The sequence below is a fragment of the Pseudomonas sp. MF09150 genome (assembly GCF_059862355.1).
Window position 1 is genome coordinate 278,583 of sequence record NZ_JCBCUS010000001.1, and the last position, 20,926, is coordinate 299,508.

The 20,926-nt window shown below is 64.6% G+C and carries 17 protein-coding genes; 9 read left to right on the forward strand and 8 right to left on the reverse strand.

Features of this window, described 5'->3' with window-relative positions:
- Nucleotide 1: 1 nt before the first annotated feature.
- The 4 genes from praB to AC19YX_RS01160 all read right to left on the reverse strand — a co-directional run bounded on the left by praB (nt 2) and on the right by AC19YX_RS01160 (nt 3,858).
- Entirely contained in the window at nt 2–529 is a 528-nt protein-coding gene (gene praB, locus AC19YX_RS01145) for an alkane oxidation protein activator PraB (RefSeq protein ID WP_020298029.1), read from the reverse strand.
- Nucleotides 530–658: 129 nt separating this feature from the next.
- Nucleotides 659–1,150, reverse strand: coding sequence for an alkane oxidation protein activator PraA (praA, locus tag AC19YX_RS01150; protein ID WP_078472250.1), 492 nt, complete (start codon nt 1,148–1,150; stop codon nt 659–661).
- A gap of 144 nt (nt 1,151–1,294) precedes the next feature.
- Nucleotides 1,295–2,572: an alkane 1-monooxygenase gene (locus AC19YX_RS01155; protein ID WP_078472249.1), complete on the reverse strand. Its 1,278-nt coding sequence runs from the start codon at nt 2,570–2,572 to the stop codon at nt 1,295–1,297.
- A 290-nt stretch (nt 2,573–2,862) separates the two neighbouring features.
- Complete coding sequence (locus AC19YX_RS01160) at nt 2,863–3,858, reverse strand: alpha/beta fold hydrolase (RefSeq protein WP_500605468.1); 996 nt, start codon at nt 3,856–3,858, stop codon at nt 2,863–2,865.
- A 274-nt stretch (nt 3,859–4,132) separates the two neighbouring features.
- On the opposite strand from AC19YX_RS01160, the gene AC19YX_RS01165 reads away from it, so the two are divergent.
- The 3 genes from AC19YX_RS01165 to AC19YX_RS01175 are packed head-to-tail and all read left to right on the forward strand — an operon-like array spanning nt 4,133 to nt 7,460.
- On the forward strand, nt 4,133–5,701 hold the full coding sequence (locus AC19YX_RS01165; protein WP_500605469.1) for a flavin-containing monooxygenase: 1,569 nt from the start codon (nt 4,133–4,135) through the stop codon (nt 5,699–5,701).
- Entirely contained in the window at nt 5,688–6,581 is an 894-nt protein-coding gene (locus AC19YX_RS01170) for an SDR family NAD(P)-dependent oxidoreductase (protein ID WP_500605470.1), read from the forward strand. Before AC19YX_RS01165 ends, AC19YX_RS01170 begins: the two co-directional genes overlap by 14 nt.
- Nucleotides 6,582–6,617: 36 nt before the next feature.
- Nucleotides 6,618–7,460, forward strand: coding sequence for a metal-dependent hydrolase (locus AC19YX_RS01175; protein ID WP_078472245.1), 843 nt, complete (start codon nt 6,618–6,620; stop codon nt 7,458–7,460).
- A gap of 24 nt (nt 7,461–7,484) precedes the next feature.
- On the opposite strand, the gene AC19YX_RS01180 is transcribed toward AC19YX_RS01175, so the two are convergent.
- From AC19YX_RS01180 to AC19YX_RS01190, 3 genes are all read right to left on the reverse strand, one after another.
- Entirely contained in the window at nt 7,485–8,669 is a 1,185-nt protein-coding gene (locus AC19YX_RS01180; protein WP_078472244.1) for an MFS transporter, read from the reverse strand.
- 161 nt (nt 8,670–8,830) lie between these two features.
- The gene (locus AC19YX_RS01185; RefSeq protein ID WP_500605471.1) at nt 8,831–9,412 is read right to left on the reverse strand and encodes a TetR/AcrR family transcriptional regulator; all 582 of its coding nucleotides are present in this window, start codon (nt 9,410–9,412) and stop codon (nt 8,831–8,833) included.
- A gap of 129 nt (nt 9,413–9,541) precedes the next feature.
- Nucleotides 9,542–10,612 (reverse strand): sigma-54 interaction domain-containing protein, encoded by a 1,071-nt coding sequence (locus AC19YX_RS01190; RefSeq protein WP_078472243.1) that lies wholly within the window; start codon nt 10,610–10,612, stop codon nt 9,542–9,544.
- A gap of 346 nt (nt 10,613–10,958) precedes the next feature.
- On the opposite strand from AC19YX_RS01190, the gene AC19YX_RS01195 reads away from it, so the two are divergent.
- The 6 genes from AC19YX_RS01195 (at nt 10,959) to AC19YX_RS01220 (ending at nt 19,896) form a co-directional block, all read left to right on the forward strand.
- Nucleotides 10,959–12,038, forward strand: a complete 1,080-nt coding sequence (locus AC19YX_RS01195) for an ABC transporter substrate-binding protein (protein ID WP_201130873.1) — start codon at nt 10,959–10,961, stop codon at nt 12,036–12,038.
- Nucleotides 12,039–12,051: 13 nt separating this feature from the next.
- Complete coding sequence (locus tag AC19YX_RS01200) at nt 12,052–13,275, forward strand: lipase family protein (RefSeq protein ID WP_201130872.1); 1,224 nt, start codon at nt 12,052–12,054, stop codon at nt 13,273–13,275.
- Nucleotides 13,276–13,290: 15 nt separating this feature from the next.
- Entirely contained in the window at nt 13,291–14,499 is a 1,209-nt protein-coding gene (locus AC19YX_RS01205; RefSeq protein WP_500605472.1) for an LLM class flavin-dependent oxidoreductase, read from the forward strand.
- Nucleotides 14,500–14,503: 4 nt separating this feature from the next.
- Nucleotides 14,504–16,102 (forward strand): ABC transporter substrate-binding protein, encoded by a 1,599-nt coding sequence (locus AC19YX_RS01210; RefSeq protein WP_500605473.1) that lies wholly within the window; start codon nt 14,504–14,506, stop codon nt 16,100–16,102.
- An 80-nt stretch (nt 16,103–16,182) separates the two neighbouring features.
- Nucleotides 16,183–18,744, forward strand: coding sequence for a TonB-dependent receptor plug domain-containing protein (locus AC19YX_RS01215; RefSeq protein WP_500605474.1), 2,562 nt, complete (start codon nt 16,183–16,185; stop codon nt 18,742–18,744).
- Nucleotides 18,745–18,810: 66 nt separating this feature from the next.
- Nucleotides 18,811–19,896, forward strand: coding sequence for an LLM class flavin-dependent oxidoreductase (locus tag AC19YX_RS01220; RefSeq protein ID WP_500605475.1), 1,086 nt, complete (start codon nt 18,811–18,813; stop codon nt 19,894–19,896).
- Between the two features lie 13 nt (nt 19,897–19,909).
- Here the strand turns inward: AC19YX_RS01220 and AC19YX_RS01225 are convergent, their stop codons facing one another.
- Complete coding sequence (locus tag AC19YX_RS01225) at nt 19,910–20,926, reverse strand: AraC family transcriptional regulator (RefSeq protein WP_078472236.1); 1,017 nt, start codon at nt 20,924–20,926, stop codon at nt 19,910–19,912.

Sequence of the window (20,926 nt, forward strand, 5' to 3'; positions counted from 1 at the left end):
CTTACGGGTTGGTGACACTCAACTTCGGCGCAGTGGCCGACAGCGACACGATTGTGCAGTTGCCGGTCAGGCCGATATTGCTTCCGGAAAGGGTCTTGGTGCTCTCGTTCCAGGTCACCGCGATGGTGTTAGGCCCGCAGTTGGTGGAAGGGAACGACGCGATGGTGTAACCCACGTTGGTCACGGTGCCGTTGGTCAGCGACGAGGCAGTCAGCACCCAGCCCGGCGACGGAATGTTTTTCAGCACAGGCAATGCACAGAGACCGCCACCGGTCAGGCTCGCGCCGTTGATGGTGGCAATCCCGCCCGACACGTTGCCGGTAAAGGTGATGCCGCAGGTGACAGGGGCTTGCAGCGACGATGGCGACTTGACCACGATCTGCCCGGCCGAAGTCGAGAATGGACCGTCCACCGGACCGGTTGGAGCGTCTGGATCCTTGATGATGATGCTCGCGGCACTGGCCATGGATGCAGCGCCCAGGCAAACAGCGATAGCAGCAGCAGAAACGAGGGTTTTGATGCCTTTCATTGTTATTTTTCCTCACATGTATGGCGATTCATTTCGCCGGGTTAATGGCCTCGGGTGAGACAACACGGAGTACAACGACAGCGACCGAGCTTCCCTTTCAGCCAAATCTCAAATTCTGTGGGTCAGTGTTCAGGGCACGACGCGAAAGGTCGGCGGCATCTGGATCGACACGGTCTTGATGGTGCAGCCGCCGTCCAGCGCCACCTGGGACGCCTGGAGCTTGCCGCTGCTGTTGTTCCAGCTGCCTTCGGCGGTGGTCGGGCCGCAATCGCCGCCCACCAGGGGCGCATTGACGGTGACCTGGATCCCGGACATGGCGCCGCTGGTCTCATCCTTGGCCACCAGCTTCCAGGGCAGATGGGTGGCCTCGACCTGGCCGCACTTGAAGCCGCCGCTGAAGCCGACCTTCTCCACGCTGGCAAAGGCGCCGTCGGGGCTGACCTTGCCGCTGACTTCAATGGTGCAATCGGCGTTGATGATGCTTTTGGCGAAACTGATGGGGCCCTTGGCCGTGAAATCGCTGCCGGCGGGTTCGATCCGCGCGGCTTGCGCCTGGCTGTAGGCAACCAGGCCGAACGCGGCCAGTACCAGAGGGGCAGCCAATTTGGCGGTGATCAGCATGATGAGGTCCTTCCCTTTATTTATTGTTGTTGAGGGCAAGCCACTTTCTTCAAACTTCAGGGCGCTCGAAATCGACGAATCCGGGGCGATGAAAACCTGCGCGATACGTTGATCCCGAGTGTCCGTAACAACCGTTCAATTCATTTAAAAGGTGCTGCTGTTGCCGTACCTGGCGAGTATTTTCGAGCGTTTGGAGGGCTGGATATTGGCCAGCAGCACATCGCCGCCGTAGTGCTTGAGCACCCGATGATCCATGCGCCGGCGCCACAGGTAAGGCACGTAGGCCCAGACGATCATGCTCGCGTAGCCATAGGGCAGTTGCGGCGACTCATCGAAGTGGCGCAGGGATTGGTAACTGCGGGTCGGGTTGGCGTGGTGATCGGAGTGGCGCTGGAGTTGGAACAGAAAGATGTTGGTGACAATCCGATTGCTGTTCCAGGAGTGGCGCGGCGAACAGCGCTCATAACGACCGTTGGGCAACTTCTGGCGTTGCAGGCCGTAATGCTCGACATAGTTGACCACTTCCAACAGCGAGAAGCCGTAGATGCCCTGGATAATCAGGAATGGCAGCACCGCCCACCCCAGCCAGGCGATCATCGCGCCCCACAACACCAGGCTGTAGCACCAGGCACTGAGCACGCCGTTCTTCCAGTGCCACACCGACAGGCCCTGCTTGCTCAGGCGTTCCCGTTCCAGGTGCCAGGCCGAGCGGGCACTGAACCATACCGAGCGCGGCAGGAAGGACCAGAAGCTCTCCCCCAGGCGCGAACTGGCCGGATCTTCGGGGGTGGCGACCCGCACGTGATGCCCCCGGTTATGTTCGGTATAGAAATGGCCGTAGAAGGTCGGCGCCAGGGTGATCTTGGCCAGCACCACCTCCAGCAGACGCGGCTTGTGCCCCAGCTCATGGGCCGTGTTGATGGCGATGCCGGTGGCGGCGCCGGTGGACATGGCCATGCCCAGGTAGGTGAACCAGCTGACCGCGCCATGGACCTGCACGCGCTCGGTGAGGTAACCCGCCGCGCTGGCCAGGAAGCTGTCCGGTGCCAGTGACGCCGTGGCCTGCAACAGGCCCCCGGCGATGATCCAATCGATGCCCCCCGCCGCCAGCCAGCCGGTGATCACCACTGAGGAAATCACCAACAGCACCCCGGTGTAGACGATCCAGCGGTAATAGCTTTGTGCTTCCAGGCCGCCGACGGCCGACTCCGGTGGGTTACTGACGTCTTCGCCGAGCAGGCCGTCGATCAGCGGGATCAGGCCGAAGATCACCAACACGCCCACCCACCACAGTTCCTGCACGCCGCTGACAATCGCCAGGGATCCAGAAAGCAGAGGGGTGGCCAGGGGCATGATGCCGAGCCACCACAGATGGCGCTTGCTGTCAGTCCAGACGCCAGGTGCTGCTACAGTGGAATTCATGGCAGCCTCCGCAGGGTCAGGGCCGCGCGGGGCGAACGGAAGATCGACGCACAAGCGCCGTGGACAGCGGTGCAGCGAGAAATACAAGATGCGTCAAAAGGCGTTATTTTCATTATTTTAATCGCTCAATTGCACTTTCAAAAAAAACATTCAAAACATTTTTTAAAAAAAATAGCCCGGGTTCATTAGCTCGTCAACTATTTTCTTGGATCCATTTTGAATGTTGCCAACGCTGCGAATGTGCAGCGTGCCGCCAAGGCCGTCCGGGGCGTAAACCACCCCGAACCACCCTAGCCTGCCTGGTTCATGGCAAAGGGCGGATGCAGCAGCGTCGCCTTCCGTTGCGGCCTGGCTTGGGCTGCGACCCGATGCACCATCGCTGCAACGCGCTCCACCGCCGTGATCGGCAACATGTGCCCGGCGCCTTCGACAATATCGATCATGATTCCCGGCACCCGGCCTGCCATGGCCTGGCCGTGCTTGCGGTAATCCAGTACCTGATCGGCGGATCCATAGACCAGCCCCACCGGCAGGTCGAGGCTCGGGTAATGCTTGAGCATGTTGGGTAACGAGCGGTTGACCAGGGCAATCTCGCTGGAGGCGGCATAGAAGTTGTCGGGGCGCATGCCCAGCAGCCCGCCGCCGCGTTCGGCGAAATCCGCCGGTGGCGCATCGGGGGCGAACACCGCCTTGACCAGGCTATGGCGCGTGAGCATCGCCAGGGGTGTGGCCAGGGTCAGCGAGACCCAGCGCCGCACGAAGCCCGGGCGTACCGCCAATGACAGAAACACCAGGGGCAGCATCCGCTGCGGATGGGTCAAGGGCGCCACCAGTACCAGCCCGGACACCGATTGCGGATGGTCCTGGGCCAGTGCCAGGGCCACCGCGCCGCCCAGGGAATGGCCGAGAATCAGCGGCTGTCCGAGGTCCAGGGCGCGAATGAATTTGGCAATCAGGCTGGCCTGGGCCGGCAGATCGGCGGCCGCGCCCCGGCCGCGGGTCGAGTAGCCCGAGCCCGGGCGATCGATGGTGATCACCCGGAACTGCTCCCGCAGCCGCGGCGACAGTGAATGGGTCAGGTTGCGACCACAACCTGAAAGCCCGTGGATCATCAGCAGCGCCGGGCCCTTGCCTTCATCCACGTAATGCAGGCGCTCGCCACCGACCTCCAGAAAGCGCCCGTCGATCGGCACCGCGGTCTCGATTCGGCGGGTGATGCGAAAACTGATCACCCACAGCCCGACACTCACCACCCCCAGCAGCACAACAGCCACAAGCCATTCCATAACGTGCGCCCCCTTGGCTTCCCTGCGCCATGCCCCCGGACCGGAATTGATCCTGATGACGGCGATCCCCCTGCCACGGGCCTGCTGTCCGATTTCAGGCCATCGCAGCCGCTGCGATGAATCCCTTGCTGGGTACAGGCCACTGGCGTCGGTGAATTTTTCAGGTACATTATTTAAATTATTTTTTAAAACATAAATTTTAATTATGCAATGCTGAGATTTCATCCACCGACGAAAGTCACCCTCAGGCGTCACCACAATCGAGGTACACACCATGAATGCGTACTCGCCGCCCCAGGATTGGGAAACCGTTGACATCGCGATCATCGGCTCCGGATTCGCCGGGCTGTGCATGGCCATCAAACTCAAGCAGGCAGGCCTTGCCGACTTCTTTATTGCCGAACAGGCCGACGCCCTCGGGGGCACCTGGCGCGACAATCACTACCCGGGCTGCGCCTGCGACGTGCAATCCCATGTCTATTCGTTTTCCTTTGCGCCCAACCCGAACTGGAGCCGCCAGTTCGCGCCCCAGGCGGAAATCCGCGCCTACCTCGAAGACTGCGCGCAGCGCTTTGGCCTGACCCCGCACCTGCGGCTGGGCATGGGCTTGCAGCGCGCCACCTTCGATGAACAGCGCCAACGCTGGGCGCTGCACTTCAGCAACGGCCGCCGGGTCAGTGCGCGGGTGCTGGTGTCGGGCATGGGTGGCCTGTCGCGCCCGGCCATCCCGCAGATCCCGGGCCTGGAGTCATTCCAGGGCCAGCGCTTTCACTCCCAGCACTGGGACCACCAGTACCCGCTACAGGGCAAGCGCGTGGCGGTGATCGGCACCGGGGCCAGCGCCATTCAGTTCGTGCCGCAGATTGCGCCCCAGGTGGCGCAGCTCGCGTTGTTCCAGCGCACCCCGCCGTGGATCCTGCCCAAGCCTGATCGCGCGCTGTCGCCCGCCGAACGCTGGGCATTCAAGCACCTGCCGTGGACCCAGAAACTGGTGCGTTCGGCCATCTACTGGGCCCTGGAAAGCCGGGTCATTGCCTTCGCCCATCGCCCCGGGCTGATGCGCCTGGTGCAGCGCATGGCCCTGCGCCATCTGCGGCGCCAGGTTGCCGACCCCGCCCTGCGCCGCAGCCTGACACCCGACTACACCATCGGCTGCAAGCGCATCCTGATCTCCAACGACTATTACCCGGCGCTGTCACGCCGCAACGTGCAGGTGGTGACCCAGGACATTGCCCGGGTCGAAGCCGATGGCGTGGTGACCGCCGACGGGGTCAAACACCTGGCCGACTGCATCATCTTCGGCACCGGTTTCCAGGCCACCGAGCCCCTGCCCCGCGGCTTGCTGATCGGCCGTGGCGGGGTCGACATCATGGACAGCTGGGCCAACGGCGCCCACGCCTACCTCGGCACCTGCGTGCCGCAATTCCCCAATCTGTTCATGATCATCGGGCCCAATACCGGGCTGGGGCACAACTCGATGATTCTGATGATCGAGGCCCAGGTCGAGTACATCCTCAAGGCCCTGGCGCAGATGCGCAGCCAGAGCCTGGCCACGCTGGAGGTCAAGGCCGGGGTCGAGAGCATCTACAACGCGCGCTTGCAGCAGCAACTCAAGGGCGCGATCTGGTCCACCGGCGGCTGCCGCAGCTGGTACCTGGACCCGCGCACCGGCCACAACACCACGCTGTGGCCGGGGTCGACCTGGCGCTTTCGCCAGGCCACCGCCAGCTTCGAACTCAAGGACTACCTGAACGCCGGCGCCCGGCACGACGCCCACCCGGCACCCCAGCACGCGCCCAGCCACTCCCACCTGCACGAGGCCGCCACCGATGAAAAACTTTAACGGCAAAGTCGCCGCCATCACTGGGGCCGCGTCCGGCATGGGCCGCGCATTGGCGATCAACCTGGCGCGTGAAGGCTGCCACCTGGCGCTGTCGGATAAAAATGCCCAGGGCCTGGCCCACACCGTGGAGCTGGCCCGAGCCGCCACCCTGCTGCCGCTGCGCATCACGGCCCAGGAACTGGACGTCGGCGACCGTGCGGCGATGTTCGCCTGGGCCGCCCACAGCGCCGCCGAGCATGGGCAGGTGCACCTGGTGTTCAACAACGCCGGGGTGGCGCTGTCGAGCACGGTGGAAGGGTCGAGCCTGGCCGACCTGGAGTGGATCGTCGACGTCAATTTCTGGGGCGTGGTGCATGGCACCCAGGCCTTTCTGCCCTTCCTCAAGCAGGCCGGCGAAGGCCACATCGTCAACACCTCCAGCGTCTTCGGGTTGTTTTCCCAGCCGGGGATGAGCGCCTACAACGCCACCAAGTTCGCGGTGCGCGGCTTCACCGAATCCCTGCGCCAGGAGCTGGACATGCAGGCCAACGGCGTGTCCGCCACCTGCGTCTACCCCGGCGGGATCCGCACCGATATCGCCCGTTCCAGCCGGATCACCGACAACCTCAAGGGTTTTCTGATCGACAGCGAGCAGCAAGCCCGGGAGGACTTTGAAAAACTCTTCATCACCTCTGCCGAGCAGGCGGCCAAGGTGATTCTGCATGGGGTGCGCAAGAACAGGCGTCGGGTGCTGATCGGCCGCGACGCGCGTTTTCTCGACCTGTTCGTGCGCCTGCTGCCCAGCGCCTATCAGGCGTTGCTGGTGTTCGCCACCCGGCGCCTGGTGGCGCACCGACGCAAGCACCAGGTCTACCAGGCCAATAACGAACGCGGCCTGTGAGCCGCCCGACCCTTACTGTCTAGAGGAGCGCCAGCCATGCTGCCCATCCGCCGCGACATCCAGCCTGAACTGCCCGCCGACCGCGCCTGCGACTGGCATGAACAAGGCAGCCACGTCACCCAATTCTTCAATGCGCTTTCATTGCTGTTTCCCGCCGGCGAGCTGTTTTTCATGGACAGCGTGCGCCATTACCGCGGGCAGATTCACGACCCGCTGTTGAAACAGCAGATCCAGGGTTTTATCGGCCAGGAAGCCATGCACAGCCGCGAGCACCTGCGCTACAACGACCTGTTGCAGGCGGCCGGGCTGCCGGCACACAAGCTCGACCGACGCCTGCGGGCGATCCTCGACTTCCAGAAAAAACACTTCCCGGCCTCGTTCAACCTGGCGGTGACCGTGGCCCTGGAGCATTACACGGCGATCCTCGCCGACCTGTTGCTGCGCGACCCGACGCGCTTCGGCAACTCGGTCGAAGGCTACCGGCAGATGTGGATGTGGCACGCGCTGGAGGAAACCGAACACAAGGCGGTGTCCTACGACGTCTGGAACACCGTGCTCAAGCCCGGGCCCAAGCGCTACCTGATCCGCACCTCGAGCATGCTGTTCACCACCCTGATGTTCTGGCTGGTGGTGTTTGATTTTCATCTGCGCATGCTGATCGCCGACCGCAAGCGTGGCGGCCATCTGCGCGGCCTGTGGCGGGTGATCAAGTACTTGTACGGCCGGCGCGGCGTGTTCCCGAATATCGCCCTGCCCTGGTTGCAGTTCTTCAAGCCGGGCTTTCACCCCTGGGACCACGACAACCGCGAGCTGCTGCAGGGCATCGATGGCCTGGTCGACGCCATCGCCCTGACCAAGGCCGGGGCCGGCAGCCAATAACTGGCGGCGGGCCTCGGCGTGGTATCAGCCGCAGCCCGCCAGGCGCTGCCCGGGCTTGAAGGCGTGGCTGCTGGCGACCCACACCGTGGCCAGGCCGACCACAGCCAGGGCGGCCATGGTCCAGGGGAAGGCCTGGGCGCCGGCACTGTTCAACAACAGGCCACCGACCACACCACCACCGGCGATTGCCAGGTTGAAGATGGTCACCAGCATCGACTGCGCCACGTCCGCGCCGTCACCCGCAGCGTCTGCCACGGCGGTTTGCAGCAGGGTCGGGGCACCGCCGAAGGTCAGGCCCCAGGCCGCTACCCCGAGGTAGATCACCAGCGGCTGGCCAGCGCCGATGCCCAGTACCAGCGCGGCCAGGGCAAATCCCGCCAGGCTGCACAGGGTCAGGACCCGCAGCCAGCGGTCGACCAGCAGGCCGGTCAGCCAGATGCCGACAATCGATGCCAGGCCGAACAGCAGCAACACCCGATCCAGATGCTCGCCCAGCCCCACCGTGGCCAGGAATGGCGCGATGTAGGTGTACAAAATGTTGTGGGCGAGCATCCAGACAAAGATCACCAACAGCGCCGAAGGAATGCCCCGGGTGAGGAAGATCCGCGCCACCGGCTGGCGCCGCGTCGCCGCCTGGCCGGCATAATCCGGCACTGCCACGCGCACCCAGAGCAACAGCAGCGCTGCCAGCGCCGACATGATCCAGAAAATGCTGCGCCACTCGATCATGCTGCCCAGCCAGGCCCCCAGTGGCACCCCCAGGCACAGGGCCAGCGGCTGACCGACCCCAACCACCGCCAGGGCCCGGCCTTGCAACGACTCCGGCACCATGCGCCGGGCATAACCGGCCAGCAGGCCCCAGATCAGCCCCGCGGCCATCCCGGCAATAAAACGCGCGGCCAGGGTCAGCGGGTAATAGGTCGACAGTGCGGTCAGGCTGTTGAACAGCAGCAAGCCGGCGATCGCCAGCAACAGCAGCGGCCTTCTGCGCCAGCTGCGAGTCGCCGCCACCAGGGGGATCGCCGCCGCCACCGAACCCAGGGCATACAGGCTGATCAACTGCCCGGCCATGGCCTGGGAAATACCCAGTCCTTGGCTGATCTGAGGCAGCAGGCCGGCGGGCATGGTCTCGGTCATGATGGTGATAAAGCCGGCTACGGTGAATGCCAGCAGGCGCCAAATCGGCAACCCGGGGTTAGGGGTGGGCATCGAAGACTCTCCTTTTTTGGGTGATAAAGGACCGATCGCCAGGCTCGATAAGCCTCGGCGAAGGGCCATGCACTTTATGGAATGATCATTCCAGAACAGGGCAAAATTTTTCACGGCGAAGCTCAGGCTCCAGCCCGTATAAAGTTTTATTTACTTAATAATCAAAGGCTTTGCAGAACAACCTCAAGCACATTCGACAACCGCTCACGACGTTCATCGGCTGCACTGCCCTTGCCCAACACCCGCAGGCCCTGGACGGTACAGACCACAAAACTGGCCAGGGCCCGAGGGTTTTTATCGGGATCGATATCGCCCTGTTCCTGCCCTCGGCGTAACACCCGTTCCAGCGCGGCTTCGACCCGGCGAAAGTTCTGCGCCACAAGTTCGGCCACCACCGGATCCTGCCCCGCCACCTCCAGCGCGGCATTGGCCGCCAGGCATCCCAGGCGCTGCGTGTCGTCAAGTTCATCGTCGACGATGCGCAGCAGCAACTGGCGCACCAGCTCCTTTGCCGGTGCGTCCTGGGCCAACAGGGCGATATTGGCGTTGCTCCGTTCCTGATAGCGTTTGAGGGCGCAGGTGTACAACCCGTGCTTACTGTCAAACGCGTTGTACAGGCTGCTGCGGCTCAGGCCAGTGCCTTCCACCAGATCCTGGATCGAGGTCGCGGCATAACCGCGCTGCCAGAACACCTGCATCGCGGCATCGGCAATCTGCTCGGGGTCGAACTCCTTGGGGCGCACGGTAATCACCTGTACTGGAATGAACGTTCCACAAACTAGAGCAAGCCTCCCCAGCCGTCAATCATTGCGGGTAAAAAAACCGCCCTGCCTCGGCCTGGCGTCCAGGCCGGGCATCGGGCAGGTCGTTGGTTATTCGCCCGAGGCCGGGCGACTCAGTTCGCCGATTTTCTCCAGGCGCGCACGCACGATATTGCGGCTGATGTTGAGCAGGCGCCCGGTTTGCAGTTGGTTGCCGTGGCAGTAGCGGTAGGCGGCGCGAAAGATGGTTTCTTCGATGTGCTCGTAGAGGTCCGGAATATTCTGCTCGAACAGGGCATTGAGGGCGCTTTCGAGGTCCACCGGGCCGGCGATGGCGTGCACGGCCTGGGCCGCCTGATCCTGGCGAATGCCGGATGAACGCATGTCCACCAGGTGCAGGTCGGCTGGCGCCACCCGTTGGTTGCGGCACACCAGCAAGGCATGGTGAATGGCGTTTTCCAATTCACGGATGTTGCCTGGCCAGCTGTGCTCCAGCAGCTTGCGCTCAGCCTCGATGGTCAGCGTGGCGCGGTTGTAACCCAGGCGCTGGCAGTGCTCCTCGAGGAAAAACTCCGCCAGGGGCAGAATGTCCCCCGGGCGCTCGCGCAGCGGTGGCAGGCGGATGGTGGCGACGTGCAGGCGGTAGAACAGGTCTTCGCGGAAATGCCCGGCCACCACGGCGTCCGCCAGGTTGACGTTGGTCGCCGCCACCAGTCGCACATTGATCGGTATCGGCGTGCGTGACCCCAGGCGCACCACTTCCCGCTCCTGCAACACCCGCAGCAGCTTGACCTGCATGTTCAGCGGCAAATCGCCGATCTCATCGAGAAACAGCGTGCCGCCATTGGCCGCCTCGAACCAGCCGGCCTTGTGGGTGGTGGCGCCGGTAAAGGCGCCCTTTTCGTGGCCGAACAGCTCACTCTCCACCAGGCTCTCGGCGAACGCGCCGCAGTTCACGGCGACAAAGGGCTCGCGTCCGCGGCGGCTCAGGTGATGGATATGTCGGGCCACCAGCTCCTTGCCGGTACCGGTCTCGCCAATGATCAGGGTATTGGCCTCACTGGGGGCCAGGCGCTCGATGCGGCTGAGCAATTCCTGGGAGCGCGGGTCCTTGAACACCAGGACGGTGGCCCGCACCGACTTGGTCAATTCGCGAGCGTGGGGATGGGTGATCAGCGACATGGTGCATTCCTGGCAGTAAAAGCGCGGGCTCAATAGTGCACGAAGAAAGCTAGACCAAAAAATTATCAATTCGTATTTGTATATTCCATAAAGAGATATACCTGCCAGCCGCACACTCATTGCTGCTGGAGCAGCAACCGGCCAGCAGCCGCACTGTTCACAGATCAGCAACGCGGCCACCGCCCGCGCACCTGGTCGCACGCCCAAAGCCTTGGCGCACAAGGCCTGCAGGGCTTTTTCCAGGCGCTGGCATGCAATCTGCTCTCTCCTTTGCGACAGCCAACCTGCGGGTTCGGCAACTTGATGACCGACGCACTGGCGTCGGCCAGCCATTAAGGGGATTGCAATGAAAGGTTTCTGGCGCAACAGCCTGGCCGCCGCGGCCGCGCTGCTGGTGAGTGTCACGGCCCTGGCCGAAACGGCGCAGGCTCCGGCGTCGGTGAAGATCGCCATCGTCGCCTTTACCCAGGGCGGCAAACCGGTATTCGGCGGCATCGCCGGGCGGGTCATCGAGGATGGCTGGCTCGAACAACAGCTCAAGCAACGTGGGGTCAAGCTGGAGTGGATCGCCCTGCCCCATGCCGGCGCCGGCCCGCAGATCAACGAAGGCTTCAGCAACAACAGCATCGACTTTGCGGTACGCGGCGACCTGCCGTCGGTGATCGCCGGTGCAGGCGGCGTGCCCGGCAAATTGATCGTGCCCGGCGGCAGTGGCAACAACATCTACCTGGTGGTACCCGCCAGCTCCACGGCCAATACCATCGAGGACCTCAAGGGCAAGCGCCTGGCCCTGCATCGCGGCCGGCCCTGGGAATTCGCCTTCAGCAATTTTCTGGCCAGCAAGGGCCTGAAGCTCGATGACTTCAAGATCGCCAACCTCAACCCGCAGGTCGGTGCCGCAGCCGTCGCCGCCGGCAAGGTCGATGCCGCGGTACTGCTCAATGAGGCCTATGCCCTGGAAGACAAAGGTGTGGGCAAGATCATCTGGTCGACCAAGCAAGGCGACAACGATTGGCGCCTGGTCTCCGACCTCTGGGGCACCGACCGTTTTATCGAGCAGCACCCGGACCTGACCCAGTTGCTGGCCACGGCCTGGGTCAAGGCGGCCTGGTGGATATCCCAGGAACAGAACCAGGACGCCTACTACCAGTTGTCGTCCCGCGCCGGCACCGCCGAAAGCGTGCTGCGCCGCGACGACCAGAACGACCCGGTGGCCTGGAAACAACGCTGGGCGCCCAAAAGCGATGCCCAGCTCAAGGCTCACTACCAGGCGCTGACCGCCTATGCCCTGGCCAACCAACTGATTCGCGACAACTACGACATCGGCCCGGCCCTGGCCACCGGCTACACCCGCCAGGCCCTGATCGACCTCAACCTCACCGACTACTGGCCGGCCCTGCGTGGCCCGGTCACGACCCAACCTTGATAGGGAAATCCCGATGAAACTCGCCCCAAGACTGGCCTTCGGCCTGAGCATCCTGACGCTGTCCCTCAGTGCCCTGGCTGCCGAGACCCACGCCCCGAAACCTGACCCGTTGCAAGGCGACGGCCGCGTCTCGGCCTTCTACACCTGGCAGCAGGCGATCCCCGCCACCCCGGGCAAACTGCTGCGCAGCGAACCGCTGGAGAAGACCCTGAGCCTGCCCAATGCCGCCAGCGCCCAGCGGATTCTCTACAGCTCCACCGACGGCATCGACAACAAGACCCCGATCGTGGTCTCCGGCACGCTGTTCCTGCCCAAGGGCAAGGCACCGGCCGGCGGTTGGCCGGTGGCCAGCTGGGGCCATGGCACGGTGGGCGTGGCGGATGTCTGCGCGCCCTCCTGGCAAGGCCGCTCCTACCGCGACGTGCAGTACCTGAGCCGCTGGCTGGATGAGGGCTACGCGATTGTCGCCAGCGACTACCAGGGCCTCGGCGTCCCGGGCGGGCACCCGCTGCTGAATAACCGCATGGCCGCCTACGGCATCCTCGACGCCGCCAAGGCGGTGGTCGCCGGGGTTCCCGGGCTGGCCAACAAGGTGCTGATCATCGGCCAGTCCCAGGGCGGCGCCGGCGCCTTCGCCTCGGCCGCCTATGCCCCGACCTACGCCCCGACACTGGGGGTCAAGGGCAGCATCGGCACCGGAGTGATCTACACCGTGGGCGCGAAAAACGTCGGCGAACAGGACCCGAACAAGGTCGACGCCTCCCTGGCCTACGGCTTCTACACCCTGCTGGCCGCTCAGCAGTACGACCCGAGCATCGACCCCCGGGATTTCTACACCGACAAGGCCCTGCCGCTGTTCGAACAGGCCCGCACCAGTTGCCTGGCAGCGCTGGTCAGTGATGTGGTCGGCGTCGGCCTGACTCCGGCCAACGCCAAGAAGGACTACCAGGGCAATCAACTGGCCGCCTGGCAGAAGCAGGTTTCCTACCCGACCTTGAAGCTGGCGCAGCCGATCTTTATCGGCACCGGCGCCGAGGACAAAACCCCTGCCGCCTCGACCCAGGTGGCGTTGATGCAGGACGCCTGCAAGACCGGTTCGGTGGTCGAAGGCCACCTGTACAAGGGCCTGGGCCATAGCGAGACGGTCAACGCCTCGCTCAAGGACTCGGTGCCCTTTGCCCACAAGGTGATCAACGATCAGCCCATCACCCCCATCTGCAACCCCAGCGTGCAGTAAGCCGGAGACCCGCCCATGAGCATTGAATTCTTTACCCGCCTGCCACTGCACGGCGAAACCCAGTTCCTCCCCGGCGACCCGCGCAACCGTGGCGATTGGCACCGCGGCGGCCCCAGCACCGGTGCAGTCTCGGGGTTCAGCGTTGGCGACCACTTCACCTACATCGACTACCTGGGGCAGATCGCCCGGGCGGCGGAAATCAACGGCTTCGGCGGCGCGCTGATGGTCAACGCGCCGACCGGCGAAGAGCCCTGGACCGTGTGCTCGCTGCTGGCCCGGGAAACCCGCAGCCTGAAGTTCGTCACCGCCTTCCAGCCCTATCACTACACGCCCTGGGTCGCGGTGCAGCAGGCGGCGACCTACCAGCGCGCCACCGGCAACCGCCTGGTGTGGAACATCATCAACGGCGGCTCGGATGCGATTCAGCGCCAGGTCGGCGACTTCAGCGACCACGACGAGCGTTATGCGCGCGCCATCGAGTTCATGGACGTGGTCAAAGGCTATTGGCACAACGAGAATTTCCACTACGAGGGCCGCTTCTACCGGGCCGAAGGCGGCGGCCTGCGCGGGCCGCTGAAAAAGGCCGAGTTGCCGCTGATCTGCACCGCCGGCTCGTCGATTCCGGCCCGGGAGTTCGCCGCCAAGCATGCGGACTTCTACCTGATGCGCGCCGAGCACCCGGACGAGATCGCCGCGCTGATTGCCGACATTCGCCAGCGCGCCCTGAAATACGGGCGCACGGATATCCGCTTCGGCCTGTCGATCGACGTCATCACCCGCGAGACCGAAGAGCTGGCACGCACGGAAGCCAAGCGTTTCTTCGACGAAGGCATTGCCCGTGGCGCGGTCAAGGCGGTGGCCGCCCACGCCGGGTTGCGCACCGCGCGCAAGCTCAGCTACGAAACCGAATTCGCGCAGAAGAACGAGGCCCAGGGCTTCGACGACTTTTTCATCCACCCCAATGTCTGGACCGGCTTCGGCTACATCGGTATCCCGCCGGGCTGCGCCCTGGTCGGCAGCTATGAAAACGTGGTGGCGCGGATCCGTGAGTACAACGCCCTGGGCATTGATCTGTTCTTCCTGGCCGGCTACCCGCACCTGGAAGAGGCCTACCGTCTGGGCGAGCACATCCTGCCGCACTTTCGCGGCGAACGGGCCGAGCTGAGCCGGCCCCAGGAAGCGCCGCTGGAGCTGCGCTCCGCCAACGGCCCGGCCGGAGCCTGATGCCATGAGCCAGGATCATCGGTTGTTAATCAGTCGGCGGGACTTTATCGGCCACAGTGTCGCCCTCGGCGGCGGCCTGCTGCTGGGCGGCAGCCTGCTGGCCGGTTGCGATCAGCGCAGCGACCCGCCCGCAGCGGCCGCCGCCGGGGCCCTGAACGACGACACGCCGCGTTACGGCGGGCGCCTGCGCCTGGGCATCCTCGACGGTAACCAGAGCGGCAACCTGGATGCCCACAAGCCCATCGGCAGCGGCATCGTTCGCGGCTTTGCGCTGTACAGCAAGCTCTGGGAATGGGACGAGCAGATGCAGCCGCGCCTGGCCCTGGCCGAGTTTGCCGAACCCAATGCCGACGCCAGCAGCTGGACCCTGCGCCTGCGCCCGGACCTGGAGTTCCACCACGGCAAGACCATCGACGCCGATGACCTGATCTTCTCCATCCGCCGCCTGACCGACCCGCAATTGGCCTCGCCCTACGCCGCGCTGCTGCACTGGGTGGACCGCGACAACCTGGTCAAACTCGACGAGCGCACGGTGCGCCTGAGCTTTCGCGAGGGCCGCAGCTACATGCCCCTGGCGGAAACCTGGGTCAACTTTGGCGGCATCGTCCCGGTGGACTACCACCCGGTGACCAATCCGGTGGGTGCCGGCCCCTACAAGCTGAAGAGTTTCACCCCCGGCCAGCGCTCGCTGTTCACCCGTTTCGAGAATTACTACAAAGACGGCAAGCCCTACGCCGATGAGCTGGAGATCATCGACTTCAAGGACCAGGTGTCGCGCCTGGCGGCCCTGCGCTCCGGCCAGATCGACATGGCCAACGTCATGCCCACCGAACAACTGGAGGTGTTGCAGCGCGACCCGCGGCTCAAGGTGCTGAAGTCGGTGACCGGCAACTGGCTGTCTTTCGACATGAACCTGGACAAGCCACCCTTCAACGACCCACGGGTACGCGAGGCGTTTCGCCTCCTGGCGGACCGCGAGGAGCTGGTGCGCCGCGCCCTCAACGGCCAGGGCCGGGTGGCCAACGACCTGTATGCGCCGAGCGACCCGACCTTCAACCACAGCCTCGGGCCACGGGCCCACGACCCGCAGCGCGCAGCGCAACTGCTCAAGGAAGCCGGCCAGGAACACCTGGAGCTGGAACTGGTGACCACCCCCGGCCCGGGGCTGACCTCGGCCCTGGTGCTGGCGGAACAGGCCAAGCGCATTGGCGTGACCCTCAAGGTCAAGCAGGTGGATCTCGCGACCTTCCAGGGCCCGCTGCGCAACGACTGGACCCTGAGCACCGGTGGCAGCATCGGCGCGCCATTTCTGGCCAGCGCGATTCACACCGATGCGCCCTTTGCCGTGGCCAACAAGACTCACTTCAGCGACGCGCATTTCAGCGAGCTGTTCCTGGCGGCCATGGCCCAGCCCGACCTGGAGAAACGCAAGGCCCTGGTGCACCAGGTGCAGCAGATCCAGTACGAGCGCGGCGGCATGCTGATCTGGGGCTACGCCGATCTGCTGGACAGCGTGGCCACCCGGGTCGGCGGCGCCGAAGCGGAGCAGTCGCTGTTCAGCACCTGGCGTTTTGAAAAGCTCTGGCTCAAAGACACCGCCTGACAGGGTGGCGAGGCAGCCTGCTGTCTCGCCCCACTCGCGACTCGACATCGACCTCCCATTTTTCAAGGGGCATTTCTGCCATGCACGCTATCGCCTTGCGTTTACCTCTGCTGCTGGCTGCAAGCCTGCCGATCCAGGCGTTTGCCGCCGATACCCAGCTGCAAACCGTCACGGTCCAGGCCAGCGCCAGCGAGTCCGAGGACGACGCCCTGCCCACCCGCCCGCCGACCTCGGTCTACGGTGGCCTTGAGGGCAAAGTGCTCGACACCCCGCGCTCGGTGACCCAGGTCAACGCCGAGCAGTTGGCCAACGACTCGATCCGCAGCGCCGATGACCTGGTCAAGTACGCCCCAGGCATCACCCGCGGTGGCGGGCAGAACGCCGGCATCGCCCCGCAGTTCCGGGCCCAGGGCTCGGAAGTGTTCCAGGACGGCCAACGCGCCTATGGCGTGCGCCACCCGGCCAACTTCAACGCCTACGAGGGTGCCGATATCGTCGCCGGGCCCTCTTCCGTGACCTACGGCTCGGTGTCCGGCAGCGGTGGCTACGTCAACTACCTGAGCAAGAAACCCAATTTCAACGAGTTCAAGACCAAGCTCAGCGGCGAGCTGGGGTCGTGGATTCCCGATGGCGAGTCCCGGGACTCGAGCAAATTCAGCATCGATAACACCGGGCCGTTGAGCGACAACCTGGCGTACCGCCTGAGCATCACCAAACAGCGCCAGCAGGACTTCTACGACAACGTCGACAATAACTTCGACGCCTTCTACGGTGCCCTGGCCTGGCGCAACGACAGCGTGCGGGTCGACTGGAACGCCAGCTACGACAATTACTACGACTACAACATCACCCACGGCTGGAACCGCGCCACCCAGCAACTGGTGGACAGCGGCCAGTACTATGCCGGGCGCGCCACGCCGATCATCCAGAACGGCAACACCCTGTGGTCGCCGGTCCTGGCCTCGGGGGCCGCCGATGCACCGACCCTGGGCTGGGTCCAGCGCCAGCGCAACGCCCAGGGCCAGTACGCAGTGGTGGACGGCAGCTTCCAGACCGCCTCGCCCAACACCCAGGCCAGCCCCGGCAGCCTGCGCGGCTGGGTCTATGACCCGACCCTGGCGGGCAACGGCCTGACCTCGCTGTCGTCGCAGACCGGGCAGCGCAAGGAGGACGAAAACAGCTCGCGGCGTTTCACCACCCAGCTGCGGGTCGAAGCTGACCTGTCGCCAAGCATCACCCTGGCCAACAGCACCTTCTACCAGCGCTCCAGGGACCTGACCGACGCCGTAGGTTCGTTCCAGGTGCAGTCCAGGGACAACCTGTTCGACAACCGTTTCGAGTTCCGCTCACGCAATGAAACCCGACTCGGCGACTGGACCCTGCGCGACGACAGCAACAGCGGGCTGATCTACCGCCGCGAGTTCAACCAGTCGATTGCCGCCAACAACAACTTCGGCAACACCATCAACGCCTACGACCTGACTCAGGACCCATCGGGCAAGAACCCCGGCGACCTGCTGGGGCTCACCGGCAGCAACCCTGCCGGCGGCAATGGCGCCTGGATCGGCCAGCCCGGGGTGCCCCAGTACTCCAGCTACTACGGCTGGCTCAACCTGGGTGCCATGTACCCCGCCGGCCACGGCCTGTACGCCGAATCCGTGGCGCCCTACACCGCCGAAAGCACCTGGACCACCCGCACTCTGTTCAGCCAGCACAACCTGCACTTCGGCGAGCGCCTGGGCCTGAACATCGGCGCCAGCCGCAGCTGGATCGATGCCGAGATCGAAAACCCCTTCGTCCTCGCCGGCGGCAACCCGCGCAAGGACGGCAACAACTACCGGCTGTTCTCGTTTCAGGTCAGCCCCTACGTCAAGCCGACCGAAAACAGCACCCTGTACTACACCTTCGACCGCTCCCTGGCGGTCAATACCGGGTTCTTCTCCAACGGCCTGGGCTGGGGCAGCGGCGCTGGCGCCAACCAGCTCAACCCCCTGGCCTTCCAGAGCCTGAGCGTGCTGCATGAAGTCGGGCTGAAGGTCGAAGCCGTGCCCGACCAGTTGTTCATGACCCTGGCCGCGTTCAAGCAGGCCCGCGACCAGGCCCCGGACAGCAATAACAACATCGCGCGGCTGGTGATCAAGGGCGTGGAATCCACCCTGCGCTACCAACCCAGCGACCACCTGCGCAGCGGCCTGAACCTGTCCAAGCTCAACGCCTACAACGAGTTCACCTCCCAGGCAGGCTTTGCCTCGGCCGGTTTCGTCGCCGACAACGGCACCGTGTTCGGCGACAACAACAGCCTCAACCAGCGGCCTTCCGGGCGCTTCGACGCGGTGCAAATCCCGGAATACACCGCCAGTGGCTATGTCGACTACCGCTTCGACTCAGGTTTTGGCGCCGAGCTTTCCGGCTGGTGGACCAGCAGTTGGTACCTGAACCTGAGCAAGACCGTGAAGATCCCCGACGAATACAACCTCGACCTGGCCCTGTACTACCGCCAGCCCCAGTGGAGCACCACCTTGCGCGTGCTCAACCTGACCAACGAACTGAACTTCGTCAGCGGCCTCGCCGGTTCCACCAACACCTTCTTGCAACCCATGCCCGGCCGCACCCTGCTGGCCCAGGTGGATTACCAGTTTTAACAGCTGTAGCGGCAGCGGCTACAGAGCCGCTACGGATTGATTAATCACACCCTCAGGAAACCCAAGATGAGCATTGAATTTGTCGGCATGATTTTCCCTCGCCAATGGTCCGAGACCCGGGGCGTGCGCAGTCCGGATTTTGATCTGGAGTTCATTCGCCACCACGCCCGCGCCCATGAGCACGCCGGCTTTGACCGGGTGCTGATCGCCAGCGGCCCGGGCAGTGCCGACAGCTTGCAGATCGCCGCCTATGCCGCCGCCCACACCGAGCGCCTGGGCTTCATGATTGCCCACCGCCCGGCCCTCACGGCGCCGACCGTCGCTGCCCGGGCCTTCGCCACCCTGGACCACACCACCGGCGGCGGGCGAATTCGCCTGCATGCCATCACCGGCATCACCGCCGAACCCCAGGAAGGCGACACCCTGCTGGACAAGACCGAGCGCTACAAACGCACCGACGAGTACCTGGAGATCGTGCGCCGTACCTGGACCGCCGAGGAACCATTCGATTTCGAAGGGCAGTACTTCAACATCAAGGGCGCGTTTTCCCCGGTCAAGCCGCTGCAACAGCCGCACATCCCGATTTCCTTTGGCGGGTCCTCGGACATCGCCTACCAGATCGCGGTCAAGCATGCGGACCTGTATGCGCTGTGGGGCGAGCCCCTGAGCGGGGTCGCCGAGCAGATCGCCAAACTCAAGGCCGCCGCCCAGGCCGCTGGAGTCGCGGCACCCCGGGTCAGCCTTTCGGTCCGGCTGATCCTGGGGGCCACCGAGGAACTGGCCTGGCAACGCGCCGAGCAGATCCTGGCGCAGATCAAGGCCAACCCGCAGTTCGCCGCCGGCAGCCCCTGGCAGAAACGGATCAAGGGCACCGGCTCGGAACGCCTGCTGGCCGCCGCCGCCCGGGGCGACCGCCATGACCGCGCGCTGTGGATGCCCACCGCCACCGCCGTCGGCGCCTATGGCGACACCACCGCCCTGGTCGGCACCCCGGAAACCGTGGCCCAGGCCCTGATGGACTACGTCGACCTGGGGGTCACCACCTTCCTCAACCGCGGTTACGACCCGCTGTACGACACCGTCGACTACGGGCGCTGGATCCTCCCCGCCGTGCGCGAAGAGGCCGCGCGCCGCCAAGTGCGCTCGGCCTGACCGCTGCGCGGGGTCAGTGGGCTTCGTTGAGAATCAGGCTGCGGTAATGCCCGGGGTTGGAACCGGACCATTTGCGAAAGGCCTTGTAGAACGAGCTGGCATCGGCGAACCCGAGGCGGCTGGCGATTTCGGCAAAGCTGATCTGCGGCTCGGCCAGCCAGATGATCGCCAGCTCCTTGCGCACGCTGTCCTTGAGGCCCTGGTAGGTCTGGCCCTCTTCCGCCAGACGCCGGCGCAGGGTCGAGGCCGACATGCACAGGCTCAGGGCCAGGCTCTCGGTTTCCGGCCACTGCTCGGCCGCAAGCTGGCGCAAGTCGTGCTTGATGCGGCTGGCCAGGCTCTGCGGGTCGCGGTACTTGACCAGGATATTGGCCGGGGCATGGGCCAAAAAGCGCTTGAGTTCTTCGAAGCTGCGCTTGATCGGCAGGTCCAGGCAATCGGCGGCAAAGATCATCCGCGTGCGCGGCCGGTCGAAACGCAGGTTTTCGGAAAACATCACCTTGTAGTCGTCGCAGAAGTCCGGCTCTGGGCACCGCAACTCGATGGCCAGGATCGGGATCCGCCGCCCGGCCAGCCAGCAGGCCACGCCGTGCACGATCATCCAGTAGGTGAAGTAAGTGAAGGCGCGACCCGGCTGCGGATCGTCCTCCAGCAGCACGATTTCCGCCAGGCTCTGCTGGCGCACCAGTTGCGCCGGCAGGCGTTCGAGCATCAGCGACAGAAACCCCAGTCCCGACTCCAGCCCCGCCGCCAGGTTGAGCTGGGCCATGGACGAACGACACAGAAACGCCAGGCTGCCGGACCTGAGCTTGCGCGGGTCCATGCCAAAAAACTCATCGTCCAGGCGCCGCGCCAGCAAGCGCCACAGGCGCGCATAGGCCGTGGCCGGAACTCGGGCGGCGGGGTCATCGAGCAACTGCGGGTCGATGCCGACCTTATTCAGGGCTTCAACGCTGGCCGCACCACGGGCACAGCTCTGCAACAGCGCTTCACGCACCAGGTGAATGGAAATGGTGTCTTTTTCCGACAT

Excerpts from the sequence above, each read along its gene's own strand:
- praA (WP_078472250.1), bottom strand. The coding sequence starts at position 1,150 with ATGCTGATCACCGCCAAATTGGCTGCCCCTCTGGTACTGGCCGCGTTC.
- AC19YX_RS01225 (WP_078472236.1), bottom strand. The coding sequence starts at position 20,926 with ATGTCGGAAAAAGACACCATTTCCATTCACCTGGTGCGTGAAGCGCTG.
- AC19YX_RS01220 (WP_500605475.1), top strand. The coding sequence starts at position 18,811 with ATGAGCATTGAATTTGTCGGCATGATTTTCCCTCGCCAATGGTCCGAG.
- AC19YX_RS01155 (WP_078472249.1), bottom strand. The coding sequence starts at position 2,572 with ATGAATTCCACTGTAGCAGCACCTGGCGTCTGGACTGACAGCAAGCGC.
- AC19YX_RS01210 (WP_500605473.1), top strand. The coding sequence starts at position 14,504 with ATGAGCCAGGATCATCGGTTGTTAATCAGTCGGCGGGACTTTATCGGC.
- praB (WP_020298029.1), bottom strand. The coding sequence starts at position 529 with ATGAAAGGCATCAAAACCCTCGTTTCTGCTGCTGCTATCGCTGTTTGC.
- AC19YX_RS01180 (WP_078472244.1), bottom strand. The coding sequence starts at position 8,669 with ATGCCCACCCCTAACCCCGGGTTGCCGATTTGGCGCCTGCTGGCATTC.
- AC19YX_RS01215 (WP_500605474.1), top strand. The coding sequence starts at position 16,183 with ATGCACGCTATCGCCTTGCGTTTACCTCTGCTGCTGGCTGCAAGCCTG.
- AC19YX_RS01160 (WP_500605468.1), bottom strand. The coding sequence starts at position 3,858 with ATGGAATGGCTTGTGGCTGTTGTGCTGCTGGGGGTGGTGAGTGTCGGG.
- AC19YX_RS01195 (WP_201130873.1), top strand. The coding sequence starts at position 10,959 with ATGAAAGGTTTCTGGCGCAACAGCCTGGCCGCCGCGGCCGCGCTGCTG.
- AC19YX_RS01170 (WP_500605470.1), top strand. The coding sequence starts at position 5,688 with ATGAAAAACTTTAACGGCAAAGTCGCCGCCATCACTGGGGCCGCGTCC.
- AC19YX_RS01205 (WP_500605472.1), top strand. The coding sequence starts at position 13,291 with ATGAGCATTGAATTCTTTACCCGCCTGCCACTGCACGGCGAAACCCAG.
- AC19YX_RS01190 (WP_078472243.1), bottom strand. The coding sequence starts at position 10,612 with ATGTCGCTGATCACCCATCCCCACGCTCGCGAATTGACCAAGTCGGTG.
- AC19YX_RS01175 (WP_078472245.1), top strand. The coding sequence starts at position 6,618 with ATGCTGCCCATCCGCCGCGACATCCAGCCTGAACTGCCCGCCGACCGC.
- AC19YX_RS01200 (WP_201130872.1), top strand. The coding sequence starts at position 12,052 with ATGAAACTCGCCCCAAGACTGGCCTTCGGCCTGAGCATCCTGACGCTG.
- AC19YX_RS01165 (WP_500605469.1), top strand. The coding sequence starts at position 4,133 with ATGAATGCGTACTCGCCGCCCCAGGATTGGGAAACCGTTGACATCGCG.